Origin of the sequence: Paraburkholderia sp. J11-2 (assembly GCF_905220185.1) — a bacterium.
GTDB lineage: Bacteria > Pseudomonadota > Gammaproteobacteria > Burkholderiales > Burkholderiaceae > Paraburkholderia.
Map to the genome: position 1 here is coordinate 17,253 of NZ_CAJMYY010000032.1, position 23,945 is coordinate 41,197.

The following is a 23,945-nucleotide window of genomic DNA, read 5'->3' on the forward strand; positions in this document are numbered from 1 at the left end:
GGCATTCAAACCGTTCCTGTTGATTCGTGTGTGCAACGCGTCTGCAACGATACCAAGGAACGATGCCGCTGAGAAATGTCGACGCGCTCATGCACGTGTCCAACGTGATGTTAGTATTTCCAGCCTGCTGGATGATCTTATTTGCGGCGCGCAGCTCCATGTCCTCACCTTACGAAGTCCCGGCGCTGCGGCGCATACACGATATTCTCGACGTGCTCGCGCACGCAAAAGGCCCGCTGCGCGCGTCGGCCATCGCGCAGGCCACCGGCCTTTCGCGCAGCACGCTCTACCTGATGCTCGACTCGCTCGAACGCCGGCGCTGGATCGAAAAACGCGCCGACGGCTATATCGTCGGCCTCACGCTGTTCGAACTCGGCAGCGCCTACGTGCGGCACGACCGGCTCCAGGAAGTGTTCCGCCAGGAGGCGACCGTGTTCGTCGCGACGCATAACGAAGTCGTTCAGCTTGCCGTGCTGGATGGCGCCGAAGTCGTGTATCTCGCGCGCGAAGACCCCGCGCGGCCCGTACGTCTCATCTCCGATCTCGGCTCGCGGCTGCCCGCGCACTGCTGCGCGCTGGGCAAGGCGCTGCTCGCCAGCCTGCCCGATGAAGAGGTCGGCGCGATCCTGCCGCGCCAGCTTCCCGCCGTGACGGCCAACACCATCACGCGCAAGCCGGACCTGCTTGCGGCGCTCGCCGCGATACGCCGCTCCGGCCTTGCGCACGAGCGGGAAGAAGTGACGGCGGGGATTGCGTGTTTCGCGGCGTTCGTGGGCGTGACGGCGCTAGGCAAACGCGTGGCGGTCAGCGCGAGCCTGCCGCTGGAGCGGCTTGATACGCGCCGCGAAAAGCGTCTGGCCATTGCGGTGGTCGAGATGGCGCAGCGCATCGCCAAGGGGCTGTGACGACGCTCGTGCCGCCGCGCGCTCGCATGCTCAAGCGCTCTGGCGCGGCACGACCGTGTATTGAATGCGCGTTTTCACGGGATGCTGCGCGCTCGCACCGTCCGCTGCCGCGAGGGCGGCGACGATCGCCTCGCCCGTGCGCTGGCCAATGCCGTAGGCATCGACCGAAATCGTGGTGATCGCCGGATAGCAGCACTCCGCGATCTCGAAGTTGCCGAAGCCCGCGACCGCCATATCGCGGGGCACGCTCAGGCCGCGCCGCTGGCACTCCATAATCGCGCCGAATGCCGACATGTCGCTCACGCACATCACGGCCTCTGTGTCGGGCCAACGCTCGAGCAGCTCGGCCATGGCAGGCGCGCCGTGGCTCATCGTGACCGGCGAGCCGCCCAGTTGCACGACGCGGTGCCTGTCGAGCCCGAGCGCCTTCATCTCCATCTGATAGCCCTTGAGGCGGTCGAGGCCGCGCCGGTCCAGATCGCCCGCGCCACCAAGAAAACCAATGCGGCGATGGCCCTTGTCCGCGAGATAGCGCACCATCTCGCGCGCCGCGCTCACGTTGGAAAAGCCCACGGCCATGTCGATCGGCTCCGCGGGCAAGTCCCACATCTCGACGACCGGCACGCCCGAGCGCTGCAGCAGCGTGCGCGTGGCGTCCGTATGCTGCGCGCCCGTGAGCGCAATGCAGCGCGGCTGGTGGCGCAGCATCTGGCGCACGAGTCGTTCCTCGCGGTCGAGGAAGTAGTCGGTGTCGCCGATTAGCAGTTCGAGCCCCTGCGGCTCGAGCACGGCCGTAAGGCCGCTCACGGTGTCCGAGAAGTTGGAACTCGAAAGCGACGGCACGAGCACGGCGACAAACGACGAGCGCCCAGAGGAGAGCGCGCCGGCCGCCGCGTCGGCCACGTAACCCAGTTCGTCGATGGCGCGCTGCACGCGCTCGCGTGTCGCCTCCGACGCGCTGCGCCCCGCCATCACGCGGGACACCGTCATCTTCGAAACGCCCGCAAGACGGGCGACATCGGACATGCGGGGCGGCGAGGCTTTCGGAGCGCTGGTTTTGGACATCGCGGCTGGACGGCAAAATAAAAAGAACGCATATCATAACGGCTGCGCCTTTCTTTTCCTCGTTTCGCGCCGCTGAATGTGATCGTTTTCGTAGGCGTTCATTTAATTCGCCATCCTGATCTTTACACGAACTTGCTGTGCAAGCGTGTGCCGCCCGACTCGGAAATCCGTAAATTCGGTCACAATCGAAGACCGGCGCGACAGAATGCGCATTCCCGCGCACACGCCCGCCGCCCACCACGAGCCAGGAGGAGACTTGCCATGTCAGGACCCGCCCGCACCATTGCCGAGAAACGCGCCGAATTTCGCGCACTCCATGCCGCCGGTTGCTTCGTACTGCCGAACCCGTGGGACGTGGGCAGCGCGCGCTACCTCCAGGGCCTCGGCTTCAAGGCGCTCGCGACCACCAGCTCCGGGTTCGCATGGTCGCGCGGCCATGCCGACAACACCCTGCCGCGCGACGCGATCCTCGCGCACCTGCGCGAGATCGTCGCGGCCACCGACCTGCCTGTGAACGCCGACTTCGAAAGCGGCTTCGGCGCAGATCCCGCAGGCGTCGAAGCAAGCGTGGGCCTCGCCGTCGAGACCGGTGTCGCCGGGCTTTCCGTGGAAGACTCGACTGGCGACGACGCAGCACCGCTGCTGCCGATCGAGGTGGCTGTCGAGCGCATGCGGGCCGCTCGCCGCGCTATCGATGCGCGTGGCGGCGACACCTTGCTCGTTGGCCGCGCCGAGAACTTCGTGGCGGGCGTGCCCGACCTCGACGACGCCATCGCGCGCTTGCAGGCGTATGCAGCGGCGGGCGCGGACTGCCTCTACGCGCCCGGCATCCAGACACGCGAGCAGATCGTGGCCGTCGTGAGCGCAGTCGCGCCGAAGCCGGTGAACGTGCTGATCGGTGCGAAGTCGGCCTTCACGCTGGACGATCTCGCCGCACTCGGCGTGCGCCGCGTGAGCGTTGGCGGTGCGCTCGCCCGCACCGCATGGGGCGCTTTCATGCACGCGGCTCAACGGCTCACCGAAGGGCGTTTCGACGGCTTCGAAGGCGCGGCGCCCGGCGCGACGCTCAACGCCGCCTTCCGCAGCGAGGCCTGACTACGCTGCGTGCGCGATGTGGGCGATGTGGGCGATGTGAGCTATGCACGCGGCTTGCGCGCGGAACGACGAACGCGAGGTGACACCGGCGCCGCCCGCGTGCCGGTGACGTTGCCCGCCCCGCCAAAGCACGCCAGCGCCCACGCCACGAACGCGCGCTGCTTGGGCGCCTGCGCGCGGCGATCCGCGTAAAGCAGATGCATGGGCCGCACCGGCGCGGCGTACGCCTCGAGCAGCGGCACGAGCCGCCCCGCCGCCACCGAAGGCGCCAGGTTCGGCTCGCCCGCGAGCACGATGCCCACGCCTGCTTCCGCCGCCGCGATCAGCGCGCGCGTGTCGTTGCTGCGCAGCTGGCCGCGCGGCTCGACTTCGATCTGCGTGTCGCCGTCCTTGAAGATCCACGTTTGGGGCGCCGGAAAGCTGTCGAACGCGTAATCGAGGCACACGTGCTGCGCGAGTTCGCGCGGATGCGCCGGCGTGCCATGCGCGGCGAGATAGGACGGCGCGGCGCACGGCACGAGCCGATAGGGCGCGAGCGCTCGCGCGACCAGTTGCGAATCGGGCAGCGCGCCAATGCGAAACGCGACATCGAACCCGTCCTGCAAGAGATCGAACTGCCGGTCACTCAGCACGAGATCGACTTTCACGTCCGGGCAATCCGCGAGAAAGGCCTTGATTTCATGCGCAAGCCGAAAAGCGCCGAACGAAACGGGCGCCGTCACGCGCAGCGTGCCTTGCGGGTGGGCGGTTTGCGCGAGCGCGACGGCATCCGCCGCCGCCGCCTCGTCGAGCACACGCCGGCAGGCTTCGAAATAGGCGCGGCCCGCTTCCGTGAGTGCGTGCTTGCGCGTCGAGCGCTGGAGCAGGCGCACGCCTAACGTCTTTTCCAGCGCGTCGACGTGCTTGCCCGCCATCTGCGGCGTCATCGCGAGCATGCGCGCCGCCGCCGTGAACGAACCGGATTCGGCCGTCTTCACGAACACGGTCATGCTGGTCAATTTGTCCACGATTAGAAACCCGCCATTTCAAGTGTTTCACCTGGATAGCCGATTATCGCATGGGAGTTTCAGCGCTACGCTGAGGTCTCCATGACGAAACTCGGGGATTCCCATGAACGAACATCGTGAACATCGATTGGCTGTCGGCATTCTCGGCGCGGGCGAGATCGGCTCGACGCTAGGCAAACTGCTCGTGCAGGCGGGGCATGAGGTCATGCTCTCGTCGCGTCATCCCGAGGCGCGCGCGGGAGAGGCGGCAGCGCTGGGTTGCCGTATGGGCACGCTGGAGGAGGCCGCTGCCTTCGGCGAGATCGTGATCGTGGCGCTGCCGCTGTCCGCGCTCGGCGAGATACCGGTCGAAACACTCGCCGGTAAAGTCGTCATCGACACCATGAACTACTACCCGGCGCGCGACGGCGCCATCGCCGCGTTCGACGAATACCGCGCCGCCACGAGCGAGCACGTTGCGCAGCACCTGAATGGCGCACGTGTGGTCAAGGCGTTCAATGCGATTCTCGCGTACGACCTGCCGCGCGAAGAGCGGCCGCCTGTCGAGGGCGGGCGCCGCGCGCTGCCCGTTGCCGGAGACGATGGGCAGGCGAAGGCGCTCGTGGCCGCGTTGCATGCGCAGCTCGATTTCGACGCGCTCGACACGGGTGCGCTCGCCGACAGCTGGCGCTTCGAGCGCGCCAAACCGGCTTATTGCATTCCACTGAACCGCACGCAACTGCGCGCCGCGCTTGCCGCCGCCGAGCGCGACAAGGAGCTGCCGCATGGCTCATGGCGACGCAAACTGCGGCCGGAATGACGCATGCTGAAGTCTTGACGATTGCCTGGCATACCGAATCAAATGGCACGAAGGCGTCATCACCCGGCATGCGGATGACGTCAGGCTCAAGCAAAGAGGAAGTGACGCGCGGGCCAGAGCGGCCCGGCGTGCGCCACCGGATGCGGCGGCGCGAAACAACGAGGCGCAGCAGCCGCTGCGCCTTGCAAGCTGTGCTTAGTCGTAGTGACGGTGCTTGTGGCGCTTGCCGTGATAGCCGCGCGAATAGTCGTCGGCGTAGGAGTTCGAACGCGAGATATTGCCGCCGAGCGCCGAACCTGCGCCGCCGCCCACCGCTGCGCCAATCAGGCCGCCGGTGCGGCCGCCCATGGCGTTGCCCGCCGCCGTGCCCGCGCCGCCGCCGAGCGCGCCGCCGATGATGGCGCCCGTGCGCTCGCGACGATTCGAAGTGACCGCGCCACCCGCGCCGCCACCCACCGCGCCGCCGATCACGGCGCCGGTGCTGCCGCCCACTGCGCCACCCAAAGCCGCGCCGGCGACGCCGCCAAGCGCGCCACCCAGTGCGTTGTTCATATCGCCGGCCAGCGCCGGCAGCGAGGCCGCAGCAGTCAGCGCAGCAACGGCAACCATCTGGATGAGTTTCTTCGACATAGTTGTTCTCTTACGTTTTTGAGACGGAACCGAGTATAGCGGCCAATGTGAAAGGTCTTTGTAACGCCACTGGCCAAGCGCCGTAAGAGGTGTAACAAAATAGTCCGACGGAACGGACCCCTGCTCGAACTTCGCGGTCGCGCCCCGAAAATGCGACGCGATGTGGCACTCAATCGAGCCTGAACACCTGGACCGCGCTGGCGAGGAGTTCGGTCTGGCGATGCTGCTGCCTGACCTGCTCGACGGTGTCGGCAACGTGCGCCGCGTTCTCGCGTATCGCCACGTCGATACCGGCGATGTTCTCGCCCATCTGGTCGATGCCCGCGCGCTGCGCGCCGGCGGCAGTCGCCATCTCGTGAACGATGGACGACAGCCGTGTGACGCCCTCGAGCACCTGGCCCACCGTGTTGCCCGCGCTTTCGACGAGGCCATTGCCCGTGCGCGCGCGCTCGACCGACTCGCCAATCAGCGCCCGGATCTCCTTCGCGGCGGCGGCGCTGCGCTGAGCCAGCGTGCGGACCTCCTCCGCGACCACGCCGAACCCCCGCCCCTGATCGCCCGCGCGCGCGGCCTCGACCGAAGCGTTGAGCGCAAGAATGTTGGTCTGGAACGCGATGCCGTCGATCACGCCGATGATGTCGGTAATGCGGTCGCACGAGCGATAAATGTCGCCCATCGTATCGATCACCGCCTTGATCGCCCCGCGCCCCCGGGACGCGACCTCGCTCGCCGAGTCCGCCAGCGCGCTGGCCGCCATGGCGTGATCGACGCTCTCGTGCACGCTTTGCTTGAGTTGCTCCATGGCCGCGACCATGCTTTCGAGCGAACGGCGCTGCTGCTCGGTCCGATCCGAAAGCACGGCATTGCGCGCGCTGGTGCCGGCAACCGACTCCGAAACCTCACCCACGCTGTCACGCACCTGCAGCAGCGTCTTGCGCACGGCCGCCAGCGTGGCGTGAAAAGCGCCGGCCACGTCGCTCGACGGCCGGCTCGCTTGCTCGCCCAGCGTGATGTAGCCCGACGCCTGCCCGATCCCCTCCGACATGGCCGCGAGTTCGCCCGCGATATTGGCGTCGCGCTCCTGGCGCGCCGAAATCGCCGCGATAAACAAGGTTTGAAGCCAGAGAAACGCCCAGTGCTGCGCCACGACGTCGAAACCCGTTTGCGAAAAGACCCTGACGGGCCAGCCCCACGCCTGCAAGTAGTTGAACGCGAGTTGCTGAACGGAGATGAAAGCGGTCGCGAGCAGGACGACCTGCACGTCGCGATACGCGAGCAGCAGCGAAAGGAGGATGAACACCACGAAGTGAAACTCGTCCTGCCCGCCTCCCACGTCGATCAACAGGGCCGCGCCGCCCATGAAGGTCAGTGCGGAACCCATTCTGGTGATCTTGAGGCCTGGCAAGGCAAGCGCGAGCACGGTGGAAACGAGCGCGAGCGGCAGCCCGACGACGAGCACGGGCGCGAGTGCGTTGAAGTGCCAGCCGACACCCAAGGCCCCCGCCAGAAGAATCCAGTTGACCAGCGCGCAAGCGCGATCGGCGCGTTTGCGCGCATTCATGAGCGGGCTCTCGACGACCGCTGCCCGGCGGGCGGCACTGGCCGGAGCGTACGCCCCGTCGAACGGGGCTTCTGCGAAACTGCTGGACATGGGATTCCCGACTCCTGATTGACAATTCAACTTACGATTGGGGCGCAGCAGACAGATCGAATCACATCTTCGCAGTTATCGGCAGGCTAATTGATGTCTACATAAGGGAAATCCATTGAGAATTTATGGTTGACTTATCATCCACATTAATTTTTGAAGGCCGGCGTTGTAACGAGGCCTAACAAAACCGCACTCGCGGGAGACGCTCCGCAGCGGCATTTTTGTGGCAGGCTTTGTCGATCCGACCTTTAAAAGGCCTCGACCATGTCCCGAACTCCGCACTCTGTTTCTGCGTTTTCCTTCGCAGCCCCGGCATACAGCCTGACGCTGCGCGTGCTGCATTGGCTGACCGCGCTTTGCATGTTCGTGGTGATCCCGGTGGCGTGGTACATGACGACGATGGACCGCCACGACCCGTCGCGCGGCAGTTGGATGACTTTCCACAAATCGATTGGCATGACCGTCCTGCTGCTCACGCTGATCCGCGTGGTGACGCGGCTTTCGGGCACCGCACCGCCGCTGCCGCAGCGCATTCCGGCCTTCGAGCGGAAGCTCGCGCATATCGGCCATGGCTTGCTTTATCTGATTCTGTTTGCCATGCCGATCAGTGGATATCTCAACTCGTATGGCGGCGGCCATCCGGTGAACTGGTTCTGGCTGTTTCAGGTGCCCGCCGTCGTGCCGGCAGACAAGGCGCTCGGCCATCTCGGCTCGAAGGTTCACTACTGGCTCGCGTATCTCACGTACGTGCTGATCGCCGGGCACGTGCTCGCGGTGATCTACCATCAACTGGTGCAGCGCGTGGACATCCTCGGCCGCATGACGGGGCGCGCCGGAAAGCGCTGATGCCCCGAGTCCTCACAGCGCTTGTTCGATCGCCGTGATCAACGCGCTTAGCACACCTTCGACAGGGCGTGATAACCGCCGCTCGCGCATCGTCATCACGCACAGATTGCGCTGGTTGAGCGTCGGCTCGTCGAAGCGCTTCGCCACGAGCGAAAGATCGTCCGCGAGGCCCGCAAGCGAAAGCCGGCTGCCGAGCGTGATCGCGCCGGCCAGCGCCGCGAACGCATGTAAGGCGCTCGAATTGTTGCTCGTGAGAATGGGCTCGAGCTTGATGCCATGGCGCGCGCAGCACTCGTCGAATAGCTGCCGCGCCGTGTTGCCGCGTTCGAGCAGCGCGACGGGATAGTCGCGCAGGTCCGCGAGCTTCAGCGAATCGCGTTGCGCGAGCGGATGCCCGGGATCGAGCAACGCGCAAACCGGCGCCTGTGCGCTGTACTGCACGTAGACCTTCGCCGGATCGCCGCTCGAAAACGCGAGCCCCAGATCGGCCTCGCCCATGGCGACCCACTGCTCGACCTGCGACGGCGTGCCCGAGCGCAGATTGAAATGCACGTGCGGCGCCGTGGCGTGATGTTGCGCGAGCACGTGGGGCAGGAACGAGCGCGTAAAGCCCTCCGTGCAGCCGATGCGCACGATGCCGTGCCCGAGCGCCTTGGCCGTGGCGATCTCGGCGAGCACCGCGTCGCCCTCCAGCAGCGCGCGCCGCGCGTGCTCGGCCAGCCGTTCGCCCGATTCGGTCAGCACCATGCCGCGCGGCATGCGCTCGAAGAGCGCCGTGCCCACGTCCTCCTCCAGCTTGCTGATCTGGCGGCTGATCGCCGATACGGCGACGTGCAGGTTTTCCGAAGCCGCCGCCAGCGACCCCGTGCGCGCGACCTCGACGAAGTAGCGCAAGGCGATTCCATGAAGCATCGGCGTATCCGTTCAGTGTCCTTGCGTTGCCATTTTGGCAATGCTATCCGCAAATTTTGAAATTGTTGCGAATTTTTGGCGTTCCTAGACTGCTTTCATTCCCCGCACCCAGGCATGAGAGGAGCCCTTTTGAACGAGACCCGACAAACCGCCATCGACCGCGCCTTGCGCGCTTACGACTCCGGCGCGTTCTTCACCGACCTCCAGCGCCGCGTGGGCTTTCGCACCGAAAGCCAGAATCCCGAGCAGGCCCGTGCGCTCGTCGCCTATCTCGCGGACGAGGTAATGCCTTCCCTCACGCCGCTCGGCTTCACGTGCCGCGTGGTCGAGAATCCCGCCAGCTCGCGCGCGCCGTTTCTGATCGCCGAGCGCCTCGAAGACCCCGCGCTGCCGAGCGTGCTGACCTACGGCCACGGCGACGTCGTGCGCGGCTACGACGAACAGTGGCGCGAAGGTCTCGCGCCCTGGAGCGTCACCGTGGAAGGCGACCGCTGGTATGGTCGCGGCACCGCCGACAACAAGGGCCAGCACTCGGTGAACTTCGCGGCCCTCGCCGCGGTGCTGGACGCGCGCGGCGGCAAGCTCGGCTACAACGTGAAGCTGATCTTCGAAACCGGCGAGGAAATCGGCTCGCCGGGTCTCGACGCCGTGTGCGCCGCCAATCGCGAAGCACTCGCGGCAGACGTGTTCATCGCCTCGGACGGCCCGCGCGTGCTGGCCGAGCGGCCCACGCTCTTCCTCGGCTCGCGCGGCGGCGTGACGTTCGAACTGCTTGTCGATCTGCGCAAGGGCGCGCATCACTCGGGCAACTGGGGCGGCGCGCTGCGCAATCCGGGTGTCGTGCTCTCGCACGCGATCGCGAGCCTTGTCGACCGGCGCGGCGCCATCGTCGTGGACGGGTTGCGTCCGCCGCCGGTGCCGGCCAGCGTGCGCGAAGCACTCGCCGACATTGTGCTCGGCGGCGACGACGACGCCCCCGCGATCGATCCCAACTGGGGCGAGCCCGGCCTCACGCCCACCGAGCGCGTGATCGCCTGGAACACGCTCGAAGTGCTTGCGTTCAAGACCGGCAATCCCGATGCGCCCGTCAACGCGATCCCGCCCACGGCCAAGGCCACCTGCCAGTTGCGCTTCGTGGTGGGCACGGACGCCGCGCGCGTGGGCGAGCATCTCGAAGCGCACTTCGCGCGGCTTGGTTTTGACGACGTGCAAGTGCGTGTCACGCAGACCTCCGCTGCCACGCGGCTCGACCCCGACGACGCCTGGGTGCACTGGGCGCTCGACTCGCTGCGCGCGTCGACGGGCAAGAAGCCCGCGCTGTTGCCGAACCTCGGCGGCACGGTGCCCAACGACGTCTTCGCGTACACGCTCGGACTGCCGACGCTGTGGGTCCCGCACTCGTATCCGGCTTGCGCGCAGCACGCGCCGAACGAACACCTGCTCGGCTCCGTCGCGCGCGAGGCGCTCGCGGTGATGGCCGGACTCTGGTGGGACCTGGGCGACGACGCCGCGCGTCTCGCCAGGACGCGCGCATCGACGCAACCCACCGACGCCCTCGCCTGAAGACCACATAAATGTGCCCGCCGCCATGTCAGCAAAGCAACCCGTGAGCCTTGCGAGGCTCGTCATCGCCACCTCCGCCGGCAACGCGCTCGAATGGTTCGACATCGCCATTTACGGGTTCTTCGCGGTGTACATCGGCAAGCATTTCTTTCCGGCCGTCAACGAAACCGTGTCGATGCTGCTCACGTTCGGCACGTTCGGCGCGTCGTATCTCGTGCGCCCGCTTGGCGGCGCGGTGCTCGGCGCCTATGCCGACCGCCGCGGACGCAAGGCCGCGCTGATGCTCTCGGTCAGCCTCATGATGGTCGGCACGGCGATCATCGCGCTGATACCCGGCTACGAAACGATCGGCGTGACCGCGCCGCTCGCGGTGTTTGCCGCGCGGCTCATCCAGGGCTTTTCGGCGGGCGGCGAGTTTGGCGCCTCCACGGCCATGCTGATCGAGCATGCGCCACACCGGCGCGGCTTTCTCGCCAGCTGGCAGTTCGCCACGCAAGGGCTCGCCACGCTGCTCGCGGCCTCGTTCGGCTATGGTCTCGCCCGCCTCATGGCGCCTGCCGACCTCGCAGCCTGGGGGTGGCGTCTGCCGTTCTTCTTCGGACTGCTGATTGGCCCGGCGGGTCTCTACCTGCGCCGCTACATTGAAGACGCCGAGGACTTCAAGCACGCCGAGCGTACCGAAACGCCCGTGCGAGAAGTACTGGGTCACCAAAAGCGGCTCGTGCTCACGGCAATCGGCTTGATGACTGTCTCGACAGCGGTCAACTACCTGCTGCAGTACATTCCCACGTTCGCCATCCGCCAGTTGCATCTGCCTGCGGCAACCGGATTCGCGGCGACGATGGCAGGCGGCGTGATTCTCACTGTCGTCACGCCGTTCGCGGGGCATCTTTCCGACCGTATCGGACGGCGCACACAGATGACCTGCGTCGCGCTCCTCTTTCTCGTGAGCGCCTACCCGGGCTTCGCCTGGGCGACCAGCCACGCGAGTGCGGTGCCACTCTTCGTGCTGATTGCGTGGCTGGCGCTGCTGAAGTCGATCTATTTCGGCGCCGTGCCCGCACTCATGGCGGAGATCTTCCCGGCCGCGACGCGCGCCACCGGCATGTCGATCGGCTACAACATCGGCGTGACCGTATTCGGCGGCTTCACGCCGGCCATCGTCACGTGGATGCTGAGTGCGACCGGCGACAAGAGCGCGCCGAGCTACTGGCTGATCACGACCGCCATGATCAGTTTGTCCGCGCTGGCGTACGTGAGCCGCGTGAAGGTCGCGGCCACGGTTGCACAGCGGGCGACCGCGTAAAAAGCGCTACGCGCGCGCGATATGCTCGACAAGCCGCGCCAGCATCGCATCGCAGCGGCCGAGTTGATCGACGCTCACGAACTCGTCGGGCTTGTGGCCTTGCTCCATGCTGCCAGGCCCGCATACGACGGTGGGAATGCCCGCGCGCGTAAATAATCCGCCCTCGGTGCCGAACGCAACCGTGCCGAAGTCGCGCAGCTCGCTGATCACGGCGAGCAGCTGCGCCGCCTCGCTATCCGGCGGTGTTGCCAGGCCAGGATAAGCGTTCAAGGGCTCGAAGCGGATATCGGCATCGGCGTGAACCTTGCGCATTTTCGGCAGCAGTTCCGCCTGCGCATACGACTCGATCTGCTCAGCCACCGTTTGCGCCTCGAAGCCCGGCACCGCGCGCACTTCGAAATCGAACTCGCACTCGGCAGGCACGATATTCAGCGCGCGTCCGCCCGTGACGACGCCCGTTTGCACCGTCGAATACGGCGGATCGAAACGTTCGTCGTGATGTTCGGGCTGGGCGAGTTCTTCGCCGATATTCTCCAGCCGATTGATGAGTCGGGCCGCGTATTGAATGGCGTTCACGCCATACGGCGCGTACGCCGAGTGACACGCCGCGCCCTTCACGCGGCAGCGCATGGCGAGCTTCCCCTTGTGGCCGAGCACAGGCTTCATTTCCGTCGGCTCGCCGATGATGCACAAACGCGGCTTGTGAGCGCGCTTTTCGAGCTCCGCGAGCATCGGGCGCACACCGAGGCAGCCCACTTCTTCGTCGTATGAAAACGCGATATGGACCGGCACGTTCAGCTTGCGCTCGGCGAACCTGGGGACCGCCGCGAGCACGCATGCCAGAAAGCCCTTCATATCCGCGCTGCCGCGCCCGTAAAGCCGTCCGTTCTTTTCTGTGAGGCGGAACGGGTCGACGGTCCACGCCTGGCCCTCGACGGGCACGACGTCTGTATGACCCGACAGCACGACGCCGCCCTTGTCGCGCGGACCGATAGTCGCATAGAGGCTGGCTTTCGTGCGCTCGGCGTTATGAAACAGCTCGCATTCGACACCAAGATCCGCGAGATAGCGCTGCACGAACGCGATCAGTTCGAGATTCGATTCGCGGCTGACGGTCTCGAAGCCGATCAGCCGTTCAAGCAGCGCGCGGCTGGAGCGATCACTCATCGCCTGGCACTCCATAGCTTGGGGCCGCGGTCGGGTTCAACGCGCGCGTGACGTAGTCCTGCATCTGCGGGAGATACGCTTTCCACAGCTGCGCGAGTTGGCCGATGGGATCGTCGTCGGCCCAATCGACTCGCAAATCCACGATTGGCCAGACCTGCGTGTCGACGACCTTGAGCGCGGCCGAATGGACCGGGCCCGCTTCGCCGCCCGCCTCCACCGCGGCATGCATTGCAGCGAGCAGACGCTCGGCAAGCAGCCCTTGAGTGCGCTCGAATGTACGCACCATCGCATCTATGACTTGCGGCGCGGCGAGCATATTGCCCGCTGCAACACATTGATCACCGGCCGAAGCATGATGCACCCCGAGCGCGTTCTCGCCTGTGAAGTACGCGGTGCGGCCCTGCGCGTCGATCACCGTGACTTGCCGATACGCGTTGAACGCATCGGCATCGCGGGCCTGCTTCAACGCGATATGCGGCGCAAGCTCCTGCCGCTCCATCAGATCGAGGATTCGGGGCCCAAGCGCGGGCAGCGTGACATTCTGCGTCGCGACCGCGCCGACGCCTGCTCGCACCCAGGGGCAACGCGCGCCCACGGCAATACTCGAGGAACTGATGGCAATACCCAGTTGGCCGGTTTCCCGGCAACGTCCGACGATCGAGAATGTCATGCGCCGCTCCTTATGCCTCGCGAGGCGTCCAGTTCTCGGGAATCACCGCGATCACGTCGATCTCCATCAGCCATTGCGGCTGGCCGAGCGCACTCACGCACAAGCCAGTCGAAATCGGGTACACGCCTTTGAGCCACTTGCCGACTTCCTGATAGACCGGTTCGCGATAGCGCGGATCGATGATATAGGTCGTCGTCTTGACGATGTGCGACAGGTCGCTGCCCGCTTCTTCGAGCAACTGCTTGACGTTCTTCATCGCCTGCTCGGCCTGTGCGCGCGGGTCGCCGAGGCCGATCAGCTTGCCGTCGAAGTCGGTGCCGACCTGACCGCGCACGTAGACGGTGTTGCCCGCGCGTACGGCCTGACACAGATCGTTGTCGAGCGTCTGGTTTGGATAGGTGTCCTTCGTGTTGAACATGCGGATACGGGTATGGGTAGGCATCAATTCACTCCGATTTCGTTGAGGGTGCTTGCGTGCGATTCGTCGCACGTCTTTTTCGTGGCGAGCGCCACGCGTTCGCGTTGGGCTGCATCGCGATAGTCGAGGTACTTGCGCTGCGTGCCGATGTGATCGGCAATGTGCTTCGCGTCGTGCCACACGCCCCAGATGAACGACGAGCCTCGCCGCGACAGCCACGGCAAGCCGAGAAAATAAACGCCCGGTTCCGTCGAGACGCCGCGCTGATGCTTCGGCTTGCCTTGCGCGTCGAACGCATCGACATGCAGCCAGCTGTAATCGACGGCATAGCCGGTTGCCCAGATGATCGTCGTCACGCCGGCCGCGGCGAGATCCAGTTCGCGCAGTGGATGCGCAACGCACTCGGGATCGGCCGGGATGTGGCGTGCCTCAGGATCGTTCGGCAGGTCGATGCCGTTGCGCTCGACATAAGCATCGGCGGCGTCGAGCAGCGACATCAGGTTCTCGTCGCCGCGCTTGAGATTGGCCACCAGATCCTGCTCGAACGTCACGACGCCGTTGTCGAACGATTTCGTGACGCCGACGAGCGTCATGCCTTCATGCGCGAGCCGGCGAAAATCGATGGTCTGGCCGCCATATGCGCCGCTCACGGCAATCGTCACGTGCTCGCGCCCGGGCCCTGCCACCTCCTTGTCCCATTCGCCGAGCACGCCGAGCCACCAGCAGAAGTCGCGGTTGCGATAAGCGCGCGGCGGCCGATCGTGCGGCCCGACCGACAGGTACACCGTGCGGCCCGAACGACGCAGTTCGTCGGCGATCTGCGTACCCGACGAACCTGCACCTACCACCAGCACCGCGCCGGCGGGCAACTGCGCCGGATTGCGATAGTCGGCCGAGTGCAGCTGCGTGAGGCGCGGGTCCTTCGGTGCGATGGCGGGAATCACCGGGCGCTGAAACGGCCCCGTTGCCACGACAACCCGATTCGCTTCGAACGTGCCGCTATTCGTCTGCACTGCGAAGCCCGGACGTCCCTGAAGGCGTTCGACGCGCGTCACCTCCACGCCCGTGCGGATGGGCGCATTGAACTTCCTGGCATACGCGACGAAGTAATCGGCGACCTGCTCCTTGCCCGCGAATGCGTCGGGGTCCAGCCCTTCGAACTCCATGCCGGGAAAGCGGTCGTGCCAGGCGGGACCGTTGGCGACCAGCGAATCCCAGCGGCCCGTGCGCCAGCGCTCCGCAATGCGATCGCGCTCCAGCACGAGATGCGGCACGCCCGACTTGCTGAGATGCTCGCTCATCGCCACGCCCGCCTGACCGGCGCCGATGACCAGTGTGTCGATGGACACGTTGTCAGCCTTCATGGCTGTTCTCCTTCAAATTTGCGAATGACGTCCTGCTCGTCGAAACAAACTCTACGCGCGACGCAGGATAGGAAAAACTATTAAAATAAAATCCTCTGCATCGGATTTACCTATGCATCCGGGTGTGAACTATCGGCCGCCCAGGTTGCGCCTTTACGAGAGATTCCTTGAAATGGACGGCGTATCGATTCGCTACTCACTGCGCCAGTTGCGCTATTTCATCGCGACTGCGGAAACCCTTTCGTTCACCGCTGCGGCGAAGCGGTTGCACATCTCGCAGCCTTCGATCTCGACCGCGCTGGCCGAACTAGAGTCGTCGTTCGGCGTGCAATTGTTCATCCGCCATCACGCAAGCGGGCTCTCGCTCACCCAACCGGGCCGCGATCTGCTCGTGCATGCGCGCAGCCTCCTGAAGAGCGCCGAGGAACTGCAACTCACGGCACAAGAACTCGACGGCGGCGTATCCGGCACCGTCTCGCTCGGCTGCCTCGTTTCGCTTGCGCCGCCGCTCATGCCGTCGCTCATCAGCGCGTTCCTGCGCGAACATGCGTCGATCACGTTCATGACGAGAGAAGCGCATCAGGACGGCCTGCTGAGCGGGCTCAGCGACGGCTCGCTGGATATCGCACTCACGTATAGCCTCGACATTGCGGAAGGCATCGCCTTCGTGCCCGTCGTCTCGCTGCCGCCTTACGTGATCCTGCCGAAAAATCACCGGCTCGCACGCGCAGCGAAGGTCTCGCTGAAGGACTTGCTGCCGGAGCCTTACGTGATGCTCGATCTTCCGCACAGCCGCGAATACTTCTCGACGCTTTTCGACGCGGCAGGCAGCCGCCCGGTCGCCGCGTTCCGCTCCGCACAGCCCGAAGTCGTGCGCGGCATGGTGGCGAACGGTCTGGGCTACAGCATTCTCAACTTCCCGCTCGAGTCGTGCCGCACCGTGGATGGCGAGGAGTTCGTCGTCAAGCGCTTCAAGGAGGCTGTTCCTGCAACGACGCTCGGCATTGCAACGTCGAGCACCGTACGGCAACGCGAAGTCGTGAAGCGCTTCGCCGCGTTCTGCGAAAGCTATATCCGGCGCTTGCGCTTCAAGCATTGATCAGTCGAAGGCGGCGATCCGCGCGATTTACTGCACCTGCGCGGACGGCTGGTTGAGCCGGCGGCGGTACGCCGTGTCGCGCGTGGCGAGCCACAAGTAAAGCGGCGTCGTGACGATGATGCCGACGAGCCAGGACAGGTCCGCGCCGTCCAGGTGCGCCGAGAACGAACCCACGTACATCGGCGTGTTCATGAACGGGATCTGCACGAGGATCCCGACTGCATAGGCGATCAGCGCTTGCGGATTGAACCGCCCGTAAATGCCGCCATCGACGCGGAAGATCGACTGAACGTCGTAGTCGCCCTTGTGAATCACATAGAAGTCGATCAGATTGATTGCCGTCCACGGCACGAGCACGACGAGCAACGCAAGCACGAGATCGACGAAATGCCCGACGAAGTCCTTCGACGCGCCCACCGCCGCAAAGCAGCACGCGGTCAGGATGATGATCGAGAGCACCGCGCGCGACTTCGCGGTCGGAATCCAGCGATATGCGAACGTCTGCAGCGACGTGATGACCGAAAGCACGGCGCCGTACAAATTCAACGCGTTGTGACTAATCACGCTCAGCAGGAACAACACGAGCATGAACGGGCCGATAGCGCCGGTCGAGGCCTTCACCGCATCCATCGTGTCAGCGCCGGCCGGAACCGCGAGCACGGCCACCGCGCCGAATACGAACGCGAGCGTTGAGCCGAGCACGCAGCCGAGGTACGTTGCCCAGAACGTCGACGCGACGCCCACATTCTTCGGCAGGTAGCGCGAATAGTCAGAGACATACGGCGCGAACGCGATTTGCCACAGCGCGGAGAGCGACACCGTCGCGAGCCAGCCGGCGAAGTTGAAACCGCCGCGCGTGAGGAAATCCGTCGATTGCACGTGCGTGACGATATAGCCGAAGCCCACGGCGATCCCGATGCCGAGCACCCACGTGCCGATGCGATTCAGCACGTGTATGAAGCGGTATCCGATGATGCCGATGAGCCCCGACCCGAGCGCGCCGATCACGATGCCGGCGGGCACGGGAATCGACGATTGAATGCCGTGCAGCGACTTGCCTGCCAGCACGATATTCGAGGCGAAGAAGCCGACGTACATGATGCCGGCGATGACCGTGACGAGCAGCGCGCCGCGCGAGCCGAACTGCGCGCGGCTCTGGATCATTTGCGGAATGCCCATTTGCGGGCCTTGTGCCGAATGCAGCGCCATGAGAATGCCGCCCAGCGCCTGGCCGACGATGATCGCGACAATGCCCCACATGAGATTGAGGTGATAAAGCTGCACGCCGAGCGCGCCGGTGACGATCGGCAGCGGCGCGATATTGCCGCCGAACCAAAGCGTGAAGAGATCGCGAACCTTGCCGTGCCGCTCGTTCTCGGGCACGTAGCCGATCGTGTGCTTCTCGACCAGGGGAACCGCGTTGCGGTTGTCTGCCATAACAATCTCCATTGGCTCGCCTGCGTGTTTATGAAATCGGCACGCGCGACGAAGGTGCAAAACAAGTGCAGGGCCAGGGCGAAACGACCGCCCCACTCGAAACGTTGAGCGCATTAACTGACGACAAATTTCGACTGCCAAGCATTGTTTCCCGATGTTTTGCATAGGCCAAAGCTATGCAAAAGCGGGGAAGGAGAGCGCGATGTACAGCGACAACCCTATTGAAAAGAGTGTCATCGCCCATATCGTATAATTCCGATATATGATTCGGACAGTTACGATGCAACCGCAATGAAGAACCGCACAACCCCTGCACCCCTGGATGTCGACGCGATCTGCAAGGCGCTCTCCAATCCCGTGCGCCGCGAGATCCTCGCGAGCCTGCGTGAGCCGCAGGTGCATTTCGGCGACCAGGAGCTGCCGCTCGAAAACGGTGTCTGCGCAGGCAAGATCGACGCGCATTGCCAGCTTTCGCAATCCACGGTGTCCGCGCATCTGGCCGTGTTGCAGAAGGCCGGGCTCGTCACGTCCAAACGCGTGGGGCAGTGGGTGTTCTTCAAGCGCAACGAGCCGGTCATCGAGGCGTTTATCGCCCATATGAACGCACAGTTGTGACGCCGCGGTTGTGATGCTTCAGCGACCCAACATCCGCTGAAGCCGCATCGTCCGTTTCGATTCCTGTATCGCTTTTCAGCCCGCGGGCCGCGCCCGCAGACAAGGTGACCCTACATGGCAACGCTTTTCGACCCCATCCAGATCGGCGACCTCACGCTGCCGAACCGCATCATCATGGCCCCGCTCACGCGTCAACGCGCGGGCGAAGTACGCGTGCCCAACGCACTCATGGCGAAGTACTACGCCGAGCGCGCGACGGCCGGCCTCATCATCAGCGAAGCGACCTCGGTCACGCCGCAAGGCGTCGGCTATGCCGAAACGCCGGGCATCTGGTCGCAAGAGCAGGTGGAAGGCTGGAAGATCGTGACCGACGCGGTGCACGCCGCGGGCGGCCGCATCTTCATGCAACTGTGGCACGTGGGCCGTGTGTCCGACCCCGTGTTCCTGAACGGCGATCTGCCGGTGGCGCCGAGCGCCATCGCGCCGCAAGGCAACGTGAGCCTCGTGCGTCCGCAACGCGGCTTCGTCACGCCGCGCGCGCTCGCAACCGAAGAAATCGCCGGTGTGATCGCCGCGTTCCGCCAGGGCGCGGTCAACGCGAAGGCGGCCGGTTTCGACGGCGTGGAAATTCACGGCGCGAATGGTTATTTGATCGACCAGTTCCTGCAAGACAGCACCAACCAACGCACGGACGCCTATGGCGGCTCGATCGAGAATCGCGCGCGCCTGCTGCTCGAAATCACCGACGCGTGTATCGACGTGTGGGGCGCGAATCGTGTGGGCATGCATATCGCACCGCGCGGCGACGCGCACACGATGGGCGATTCGAATCCGGCGGCGACGTTCGGTTATGTGGCGCGCGAACTCGGCAAGCGCAAGATCGCGTTCGTCTTTGCGCGCGAATCGCTTGGCGATAACCGTCTCGGGCCGCAACTGAAGGCCGAATTCGGCGGTCCGTTCATCGCGAACGAAAAGTTCTCGCTGGAATCGGCTCAGGCCGTGCTCGCGGCAGGCGAAGCCGACGCGGTCGCGTGGGGCCAGCTCTTCATCGCGAACCCCGATCTGGCGCGCCGTTTCGAATTGAACGCGCCGCTCAACGCGCCGAATCCCTCGACGTATTACGCGCGTGGTGAAACGGGCTACACGGACTATCCGTCGCTCGAAAGCGCAGCGTAAACATGGCATGTGTGCGGCTCATGGCCGCACGCTAACTGGCGGCCACGGCGCAGGCATTCCGCCTCGTCGTGGCCGTTTTTCGCTGGAAGGCCTGAAAATGCGGGGGCGCGCGCAAGCCGCCGGTAAAGTTCACACAGATCCCGCAGTCGACACACCCGCGACACTAGCGCCCGATAGGCGGATTCAATTGGTATCCCGCGCGCGGATATCCTTGAATTCAAACCCTGCCTGCCAACCCCTCCTCGCTGACCGGAGCCAAGTCATGACGAAGACCGCCGATGTTGCCGAGATCGTTCATACCATCGCCGAAGAAACCAACACGCCGGAGGAAACGGTCGCGCGCATCTACGCCGACACGCTCAATGAATATCGCGCGCAAGCACGCATCCAGGACTATCTGCCGCTGTTCGCCGCGCGCAAGACGCGAGCGACGCTCCGGCAAAATGGCACGAAGCACTAGTCGCCCATACTAGCGGCGTGCACTGGCTGCCCGCGCTAGCCACCGTCTTTCAGATTGTCTTTACGCCGGCCGAGCGAGGCCGGCTGCTCCACCCGCGTCTTTCTGAGCGGTGCGCGCCCACACCGGGCACGCACCGCTGCCCCCATTGGCCCTGCCCGCCGCACTCGTCGCTCAGCGCCATCTCTTAAGGTTGGTTTAATTCTTTGCTGCAACCATAGGCTCAACCCCTGTTGAGCCGCCGGAACATCGGCGGCGTTTTTTTGTGCGGCAAGCCTAGGAGGAGCGAGGTCATGGTTGAAGACGATGTACTGGTGCACCTGCAGTCCCTGCTGCGCGACGGCGCGGCTTCGACGGTGGCGTCATGCCGGGTCTCCACACCGCTGCAGCATCCGTGGGGCCGCGCCTACCGGCTCGTCGAATGGACGACGCCGCTCGACGACAGCGCGCGCCGCCAGGTCGTGCCCGCCGAGAGCACAGCGCTCGATATCGCTCGCCTCGTCGCGCAGCACGTGCCCGGCCGCCGCATTCTGCTGAACGGCGAACCCGCTGCAGTCGAACGGCCGCGCACGCGCCGCCGCCGTGCATCGAGCGCCACGAACGCACGCGCGGCGCGCTAGAAGCGCCGCTTTCGGGCGGCGCGCACGCCGCATCTCATCTCGTCACGCCGCCGTCCCGCATGGACAGTGCCGCACGGGAAGTGCCGCACGGGAAGTGTCAAATCACGAGCCGCGCGAGCGACTCCTCCAGTTCCCCGCTCACGCGCGTCATCGGCGCGCGCAGTTCATTGCGGATCAACCCGCACGCTGCGAGCCCCGCTTTCACCGGCCCCGGATTCGGCTCCGCGAACGCCGCGCGCACGAGCGGCACAAGCGTGTGCCAGATCGCGCGCGCATCGGCGAGACGCCCTTCCTGCAACGCGCGCGCCATCGCCACGAAACGCTCCGGCCGCCAATGCGCCGACGCCGCGATCGCCCCGCTCGCGCCCGCGCACATCGCGCCAAACATGTCGATGTCCTCGCCGCAGAGCACCTGCAAACGGCCGTCGAGAATCAGCGCGAGGGTCTTGTCGAGCGAGCCGCCACAGTCCTTCACCGCGACGATACGCTCGTGCGCCGCGAGTTCGAGCAGGCTCGGCAACTCGATGCGCACGCCCGTGCGCGCGGGGATGTCGTAAATGATCAGGGGCTTGCGGCTCGCATCGGCGAGCGCGGCGAAGTGGCCGATCACGCCCGCCTGCGCCGGACGGATGTAGTAAGGCGCCGCCGCCAGCACGCCCGCGATGGGCCGCTCATTGAGCGCGGCGATGCGTTCGCACACCGCCGCCGTGTGATTGCCGCTCACGCCCGCCACGACCGGCAGGCCGCCGGCCGAGGCCAGCACGGTGGCGAGTACGTCGTCGGCTTCTGCGTCGCTTAGGGCGGCGGGTTCGCCGGTCGTGCCGAGCGCGACAAAGCCGGCCACGCCGGCTTCGACGTAATGGCGCACGAGCGTGTCGAGCGCAGCATGATCGACCGCGCCGGCGTTGAACGGCGTAATGAGCGGAATCCAGATACCCGAAAACTCAGACATGACTTTCCTTTGAACTCGACCGTATGGAAGGTCCGCTCAGCGGTGCGCAGGAGGGAAGCAAGCCGGGAGTGAGGCGGAAGGCCGGGCGCCTTCGACTGGCTGTTCCGTCGCACATCTGACGGAACAGCAGACTCCGGTCAGATGAGCGGCTGTTTTTTGGATTTGGCTTTCAGCCACACCGATGCGGCCTGCGCGAGCGACGACACCGCGCGCGTGGCGGCGGTGACATTCGGCAGATCGTGACGGAGCGGGTGACGTGGCATGTCGCGCAGTGTAACCGAGATCGCGCATTTGCGGGCGCGCGGTTCGTACTCACTCGCGCTCACTCGCGCGGCAGGACCTCGAACTGGGGCGAATCGAGCAGCAGGCTCTGCATGTCGCCGCTATCGCTGCTACTGCCGGGATCGCGCTTGGTGAGCTTGCCGTCCACCGAAGCGCCGCAGTCCATCTGCAACTGCTGGTAGTAGATGTTGCCGACCACGTGCGCGTTCGGTTGCAGTTCGACGAAGTGATCGGCGATCACGTCGCCCTCTATGCGCCCGTTCACCACGATATCGTAGCCGTGCACGTTGCCCTCGATCGCGCCGCGCTCGCTCAGCACGAGCAACGTTTTCGCGCCGGGCTTGCTGGACACGTTGCCGTGCACGCGGCCGTCGAGGCGCAGCCCGTCGGCGTATTCGAGGTCGCCCGTGATCGCGATGTCCTGTGCGATCAGCGTCGCCAGCTTGGTTTGCTCGATGCCGGCTTGCGGCTTTTTCTTGTTGCTGAACATGGAAAGCTACCGTGTGGTGTGAGTGTCGATGAAGATGTGCGGCGCTCGTCGAGGCTCAGCGCGAACCGGCGCCATGGTTTCGCAGGAACACGAGTTCGGCCTGCAGCTTCGCGATGGTGGCCTGCGCGCCTTGCGCCGTGGTTTGCAGCGCGGCGCGCGCGGCGCGCTCCTGCTCGAGCCGCAATTGCGTGTCGCCGAGTTCGCGGCTCAAGGCGTCGGGCGCGACCACGGGGCAACTCGGCTCGGCTTGCGGCTTGAGCAGCCACGCCGTCACGCCCGCACCGGCCGTCGCGGCGAGCACGGCCCAAAGCGTCGCGCCACCCACGCGCCACGCCAGCGAGCGCACCGGCTGCAATTCGTAAGCGCGATCGGCATTCGTATGCGTGCGCGGGGTACGTCGCGGATCAGCCATTGATGGGCGCAACGAAGAGTGCAAGATAGTCGGCGGGATTGACGGGCTGCCCGTGCACGAGCACTTCGAAGTGCAGATGCGGGCCCGTCGAGCGGCCCGTCGAGCCCACGTCGGCGATATGCTCCTCGGGCAGCACGATCTGGCCCACCCGCACGTCGATCTTCGAGGCATGGCCGTAACGCGTGACGAAGCCGTTGCCGTGGTCGATCTCGACGGCATTGCCGTAGCCCGCTTTCGGACCCGCGAAGATCACGCGGCCGCCCGCCGCGGCGAGGATCGGCGTGCCAGTCGGCGCAACGAGGTCCATGCCCGGATGAAAGCTCAGACGCTGCGTGAACGGATCGATGCGATTGCCGAACGGCGAGCCGTTGCGGCCGCCATCGAGCGGGCGGCGGCCCGGGAACGCGTCCCATGCCGCCTCGTGCTCGGCGGCGGCCTGCTCGAGTGCGGAGAGCGTCGCGGCCATGCAGTCGATTGCGCCGTTGACTGCCTTGGCGTTCGCCTGCGCGGCGGACGCCTCCACGCAGCGGCGCGGCGCGAGCGCGGGGCCGCCCTCACCGTCGGCGTCGTTGCCTTCGTCGCCCGAGCGCGCGGGCGCGGGTGCCGTTGCAGCGCCGCGAGCCGGTTGCGCGCGCAGCCGCTGGTCGAACTGGCGCAATTGCGCGAGTTCTGCCGCGAGCCGCTCGATGCGCGGATCGAGCAAGGCGATGGAGGCGTCCATGCGCCCGATTTCACCGACCACGTAGTGATGCTGATTCGCCCCGGCGGGACCGGACGCGACCGGAGCGCGCGCGAAATGGCCGATGGCCACGCCGCCGGCGAGCGCAAGCACGGCCGCCGCGCACGCCGAGGCGATCGCAGCGCGCCGCGCTGTCTCGTGCGTGACGAAGCGGACGTCGCCCTTGGTGAGGTCACCGGCAGAGCTGGACCACGGCAATTTCATGGCTGGCTCCGTGAGGACCGTGCGGGTCGCACGCTCACACAACGGGAGCGCAATGCGGGAGGTA

General features: G+C 65.6%; 25 protein-coding genes and 1 pseudogene. 11 read left to right on the forward strand and 15 right to left on the reverse strand.

Annotated elements, in window-relative coordinates; all coding sequences use genetic code 11:
* Positions 1-158: 158 nt before the first annotated feature.
* Positions 159-905, forward strand: coding sequence for an IclR family transcriptional regulator (locus U5A57_RS33830; RefSeq protein ID WP_321916020.1), 747 nt, complete (start codon positions 159-161; stop codon positions 903-905).
* A 30-nt stretch (positions 906-935) separates the two neighbouring features.
* On the opposite strand, the gene U5A57_RS33835 is transcribed toward U5A57_RS33830, so the two are convergent.
* Positions 936-1,931 (reverse strand): LacI family DNA-binding transcriptional regulator, encoded by a 996-nt coding sequence (locus U5A57_RS33835; RefSeq protein WP_321916021.1) that lies wholly within the window; start codon positions 1,929-1,931, stop codon positions 936-938.
* 300 nt (positions 1,932-2,231) lie between these two features.
* Here U5A57_RS33835 and U5A57_RS33840 point away from each other — a divergent pair, with 300 nt between their 5' ends.
* Complete coding sequence (locus U5A57_RS33840) at positions 2,232-3,065, forward strand: isocitrate lyase/phosphoenolpyruvate mutase family protein (protein ID WP_321916022.1); 834 nt, start codon at positions 2,232-2,234, stop codon at positions 3,063-3,065.
* A gap of 41 nt (positions 3,066-3,106) precedes the next feature.
* Here U5A57_RS33840 and U5A57_RS33845 read toward each other — a convergent pair whose 3' ends face one another.
* Complete coding sequence (locus U5A57_RS33845) at positions 3,107-4,072, reverse strand: LysR family transcriptional regulator (protein WP_321916023.1); 966 nt, start codon at positions 4,070-4,072, stop codon at positions 3,107-3,109.
* A 103-nt stretch (positions 4,073-4,175) separates the two neighbouring features.
* On the opposite strand from U5A57_RS33845, the gene U5A57_RS33850 reads away from it, so the two are divergent.
* Positions 4,176-4,871: an NADPH-dependent F420 reductase gene (locus U5A57_RS33850; protein WP_321916024.1), complete on the forward strand. Its 696-nt coding sequence runs from the start codon at positions 4,176-4,178 to the stop codon at positions 4,869-4,871.
* A gap of 195 nt (positions 4,872-5,066) precedes the next feature.
* On the opposite strand, the gene U5A57_RS33855 is transcribed toward U5A57_RS33850, so the two are convergent.
* Both U5A57_RS33855 and U5A57_RS33860 read right to left on the reverse strand, forming a co-directional pair.
* A complete protein-coding gene (locus U5A57_RS33855; RefSeq protein WP_321916025.1) occupies positions 5,067-5,501 on the reverse strand; it encodes a hypothetical protein in 435 nt (144 codons plus the stop codon).
* 169 nt (positions 5,502-5,670) lie between these two features.
* Complete coding sequence (locus U5A57_RS33860; protein ID WP_321916026.1) at positions 5,671-7,152, reverse strand: methyl-accepting chemotaxis protein; 1,482 nt, start codon at positions 7,150-7,152, stop codon at positions 5,671-5,673.
* Positions 7,153-7,416: 264 nt separating this feature from the next.
* Between U5A57_RS33860 and U5A57_RS33865 the strand changes: the two genes are divergently transcribed.
* Entirely contained in the window at positions 7,417-7,998 is a 582-nt protein-coding gene (locus U5A57_RS33865) for a cytochrome b (protein WP_321916027.1), read from the forward strand.
* 12 nt (positions 7,999-8,010) lie between these two features.
* Here the strand turns inward: U5A57_RS33865 and U5A57_RS33870 are convergent, their stop codons facing one another.
* Positions 8,011-8,910 carry a LysR family transcriptional regulator gene (locus tag U5A57_RS33870; RefSeq protein ID WP_321916028.1) on the reverse strand — a complete coding sequence of 300 codons (900 nt, stop codon included), beginning with the start codon at positions 8,908-8,910 and terminating at the stop codon, positions 8,011-8,013.
* 129 nt (positions 8,911-9,039) lie between these two features.
* Here U5A57_RS33870 and U5A57_RS33875 point away from each other — a divergent pair, with 129 nt between their 5' ends.
* Together U5A57_RS33875 and U5A57_RS33880 are read left to right on the forward strand one after the other, a co-directional pair.
* Positions 9,040-10,473, forward strand: coding sequence for a M20 family metallopeptidase (locus U5A57_RS33875; protein WP_321916029.1), 1,434 nt, complete (start codon positions 9,040-9,042; stop codon positions 10,471-10,473).
* Positions 10,474-10,498: 25 nt separating this feature from the next.
* On the forward strand, positions 10,499-11,779 hold the full coding sequence (locus tag U5A57_RS33880) for an MFS transporter (RefSeq protein WP_321916030.1): 1,281 nt from the start codon (positions 10,499-10,501) through the stop codon (positions 11,777-11,779).
* Between the two features lie 6 nt (positions 11,780-11,785).
* Here U5A57_RS33880 and argE read toward each other — a convergent pair whose 3' ends face one another.
* Genes argE through U5A57_RS33900 form a run of 4 tightly spaced genes read right to left on the reverse strand, consistent with a single transcriptional unit; the run spans position 11,786 to position 15,398 of the window.
* Positions 11,786-12,946 carry an acetylornithine deacetylase gene (gene argE, locus U5A57_RS33885; protein WP_321916031.1) on the reverse strand — a complete coding sequence of 387 codons (1,161 nt, stop codon included), beginning with the start codon at positions 12,944-12,946 and terminating at the stop codon, positions 11,786-11,788.
* Positions 12,939-13,616 carry a DUF1028 domain-containing protein gene (locus U5A57_RS33890; protein ID WP_321916032.1) on the reverse strand — a complete coding sequence of 226 codons (678 nt, stop codon included), beginning with the start codon at positions 13,614-13,616 and terminating at the stop codon, positions 12,939-12,941. Before U5A57_RS33890 ends, argE begins: the two co-directional genes overlap by 8 nt.
* Positions 13,617-13,626: 10 nt before the next feature.
* Positions 13,627-14,058, reverse strand: a complete 432-nt coding sequence (locus U5A57_RS33895; protein WP_321916033.1) for a RidA family protein — start codon at positions 14,056-14,058, stop codon at positions 13,627-13,629.
* On the reverse strand, positions 14,058-15,398 hold the full coding sequence (locus tag U5A57_RS33900; protein ID WP_321916034.1) for an NAD(P)/FAD-dependent oxidoreductase: 1,341 nt from the start codon (positions 15,396-15,398) through the stop codon (positions 14,058-14,060). The genes U5A57_RS33895 and U5A57_RS33900 overlap by 1 nt, the downstream gene beginning before the upstream one ends.
* 172 nt (positions 15,399-15,570) lie before the next feature.
* On the opposite strand from U5A57_RS33900, the gene U5A57_RS33905 reads away from it, so the two are divergent.
* Positions 15,571-16,497 (forward strand): LysR family transcriptional regulator, encoded by a 927-nt coding sequence (locus tag U5A57_RS33905; protein ID WP_321916035.1) that lies wholly within the window; start codon positions 15,571-15,573, stop codon positions 16,495-16,497.
* A gap of 27 nt (positions 16,498-16,524) precedes the next feature.
* On the opposite strand, the gene U5A57_RS33910 is transcribed toward U5A57_RS33905, so the two are convergent.
* Positions 16,525-17,934 carry a cytosine permease gene (locus U5A57_RS33910; protein WP_321916036.1) on the reverse strand — a complete coding sequence of 470 codons (1,410 nt, stop codon included), beginning with the start codon at positions 17,932-17,934 and terminating at the stop codon, positions 16,525-16,527.
* Between the two features lie 291 nt (positions 17,935-18,225).
* On the opposite strand from U5A57_RS33910, the gene U5A57_RS33915 reads away from it, so the two are divergent.
* The 4 genes and pseudogenes from U5A57_RS33915 to U5A57_RS33930 all read left to right on the forward strand — a co-directional run.
* A complete protein-coding gene (locus U5A57_RS33915; protein ID WP_321916037.1) occupies positions 18,226-18,549 on the forward strand; it encodes a metalloregulator ArsR/SmtB family transcription factor in 324 nt (107 codons plus the stop codon).
* Between the two features lie 114 nt (positions 18,550-18,663).
* Positions 18,664-19,725 (forward strand): alkene reductase, encoded by a 1,062-nt coding sequence (locus U5A57_RS33920; protein ID WP_321916038.1) that lies wholly within the window; start codon positions 18,664-18,666, stop codon positions 19,723-19,725.
* 262 nt (positions 19,726-19,987) lie between these two features.
* Positions 19,988-20,185 (forward strand): DUF3562 domain-containing protein, encoded by a 198-nt coding sequence (locus U5A57_RS33925; RefSeq protein WP_158760939.1) that lies wholly within the window; start codon positions 19,988-19,990, stop codon positions 20,183-20,185.
* 290 nt (positions 20,186-20,475) lie between these two features.
* Positions 20,476-20,706 (forward strand): annotated as a pseudogene (locus U5A57_RS33930) (DUF2866 domain-containing protein); the annotation flags it as partial.
* Between the two features lie 193 nt (positions 20,707-20,899).
* On the opposite strand, the gene dapA reads toward U5A57_RS33930, so the two are convergent.
* The 5 genes from dapA to U5A57_RS33955 all read right to left on the reverse strand — a co-directional run bounded on the left by dapA (position 20,900) and on the right by U5A57_RS33955 (position 23,881).
* On the reverse strand, positions 20,900-21,754 hold the full coding sequence (dapA, locus tag U5A57_RS33935; protein WP_321916039.1) for a 4-hydroxy-tetrahydrodipicolinate synthase: 855 nt from the start codon (positions 21,752-21,754) through the stop codon (positions 20,900-20,902).
* A 137-nt stretch (positions 21,755-21,891) separates the two neighbouring features.
* On the reverse strand, positions 21,892-22,080 hold the full coding sequence (locus U5A57_RS33940; protein ID WP_321916040.1) for a hypothetical protein: 189 nt from the start codon (positions 22,078-22,080) through the stop codon (positions 21,892-21,894).
* Positions 22,077-22,526 carry a polymer-forming cytoskeletal protein gene (locus U5A57_RS33945; RefSeq protein ID WP_321916041.1) on the reverse strand — a complete coding sequence of 150 codons (450 nt, stop codon included), beginning with the start codon at positions 22,524-22,526 and terminating at the stop codon, positions 22,077-22,079. Before U5A57_RS33945 ends, U5A57_RS33940 begins: the two co-directional genes overlap by 4 nt.
* 55 nt (positions 22,527-22,581) lie before the next feature.
* Entirely contained in the window at positions 22,582-22,938 is a 357-nt protein-coding gene (locus tag U5A57_RS33950) for a hypothetical protein (protein ID WP_321916042.1), read from the reverse strand.
* Positions 22,931-23,881 carry a M23 family metallopeptidase gene (locus U5A57_RS33955; RefSeq protein ID WP_321916043.1) on the reverse strand — a complete coding sequence of 317 codons (951 nt, stop codon included), beginning with the start codon at positions 23,879-23,881 and terminating at the stop codon, positions 22,931-22,933. The genes U5A57_RS33950 and U5A57_RS33955 overlap by 8 nt, the downstream gene beginning before the upstream one ends.
* Positions 23,882-23,945: the final 64 nt, after the last annotated feature.

Excerpts from the sequence above, each read along its gene's own strand:
- U5A57_RS33830 (WP_321916020.1), top strand. The coding sequence starts at position 159 with ATGTCCTCACCTTACGAAGTCCCGGCGCTGCGGCGCATACACGATATT.
- U5A57_RS33835 (WP_321916021.1), bottom strand. The coding sequence starts at position 1,931 with ATGTCCGATGTCGCCCGTCTTGCGGGCGTTTCGAAGATGACGGTGTCC.
- U5A57_RS33840 (WP_321916022.1), top strand. The coding sequence starts at position 2,232 with ATGTCAGGACCCGCCCGCACCATTGCCGAGAAACGCGCCGAATTTCGC.
- U5A57_RS33850 (WP_321916024.1), top strand. The coding sequence starts at position 4,176 with ATGAACGAACATCGTGAACATCGATTGGCTGTCGGCATTCTCGGCGCG.
- U5A57_RS33855 (WP_321916025.1), bottom strand. The coding sequence starts at position 5,501 with ATGTCGAAGAAACTCATCCAGATGGTTGCCGTTGCTGCGCTGACTGCT.
- U5A57_RS33860 (WP_321916026.1), bottom strand. The coding sequence starts at position 7,152 with ATGTCCAGCAGTTTCGCAGAAGCCCCGTTCGACGGGGCGTACGCTCCG.
- U5A57_RS33865 (WP_321916027.1), top strand. The coding sequence starts at position 7,417 with ATGTCCCGAACTCCGCACTCTGTTTCTGCGTTTTCCTTCGCAGCCCCG.
- U5A57_RS33870 (WP_321916028.1), bottom strand. The coding sequence starts at position 8,910 with ATGCTTCATGGAATCGCCTTGCGCTACTTCGTCGAGGTCGCGCGCACG.
- U5A57_RS33880 (WP_321916030.1), top strand. The coding sequence starts at position 10,499 with ATGTCAGCAAAGCAACCCGTGAGCCTTGCGAGGCTCGTCATCGCCACC.
- argE (WP_321916031.1), bottom strand. The coding sequence starts at position 12,946 with ATGAGTGATCGCTCCAGCCGCGCGCTGCTTGAACGGCTGATCGGCTTC.
- U5A57_RS33890 (WP_321916032.1), bottom strand. The coding sequence starts at position 13,616 with ATGACATTCTCGATCGTCGGACGTTGCCGGGAAACCGGCCAACTGGGT.
- U5A57_RS33895 (WP_321916033.1), bottom strand. The coding sequence starts at position 14,058 with ATGCCTACCCATACCCGTATCCGCATGTTCAACACGAAGGACACCTAT.
- U5A57_RS33900 (WP_321916034.1), bottom strand. The coding sequence starts at position 15,398 with ATGAAGGCTGACAACGTGTCCATCGACACACTGGTCATCGGCGCCGGT.
- U5A57_RS33905 (WP_321916035.1), top strand. The coding sequence starts at position 15,571 with ATGGACGGCGTATCGATTCGCTACTCACTGCGCCAGTTGCGCTATTTC.
- U5A57_RS33910 (WP_321916036.1), bottom strand. The coding sequence starts at position 17,934 with ATGGCAGACAACCGCAACGCGGTTCCCCTGGTCGAGAAGCACACGATC.
- U5A57_RS33915 (WP_321916037.1), top strand. The coding sequence starts at position 18,226 with ATGAAGAACCGCACAACCCCTGCACCCCTGGATGTCGACGCGATCTGC.
- U5A57_RS33920 (WP_321916038.1), top strand. The coding sequence starts at position 18,664 with ATGGCAACGCTTTTCGACCCCATCCAGATCGGCGACCTCACGCTGCCG.
- U5A57_RS33925 (WP_158760939.1), top strand. The coding sequence starts at position 19,988 with ATGACGAAGACCGCCGATGTTGCCGAGATCGTTCATACCATCGCCGAA.
- dapA (WP_321916039.1), bottom strand. The coding sequence starts at position 21,754 with ATGTCTGAGTTTTCGGGTATCTGGATTCCGCTCATTACGCCGTTCAAC.
- U5A57_RS33945 (WP_321916041.1), bottom strand. The coding sequence starts at position 22,526 with ATGTTCAGCAACAAGAAAAAGCCGCAAGCCGGCATCGAGCAAACCAAG.
- U5A57_RS33950 (WP_321916042.1), bottom strand. The coding sequence starts at position 22,938 with ATGGCTGATCCGCGACGTACCCCGCGCACGCATACGAATGCCGATCGC.
- U5A57_RS33955 (WP_321916043.1), bottom strand. The coding sequence starts at position 23,881 with ATGAAATTGCCGTGGTCCAGCTCTGCCGGTGACCTCACCAAGGGCGAC.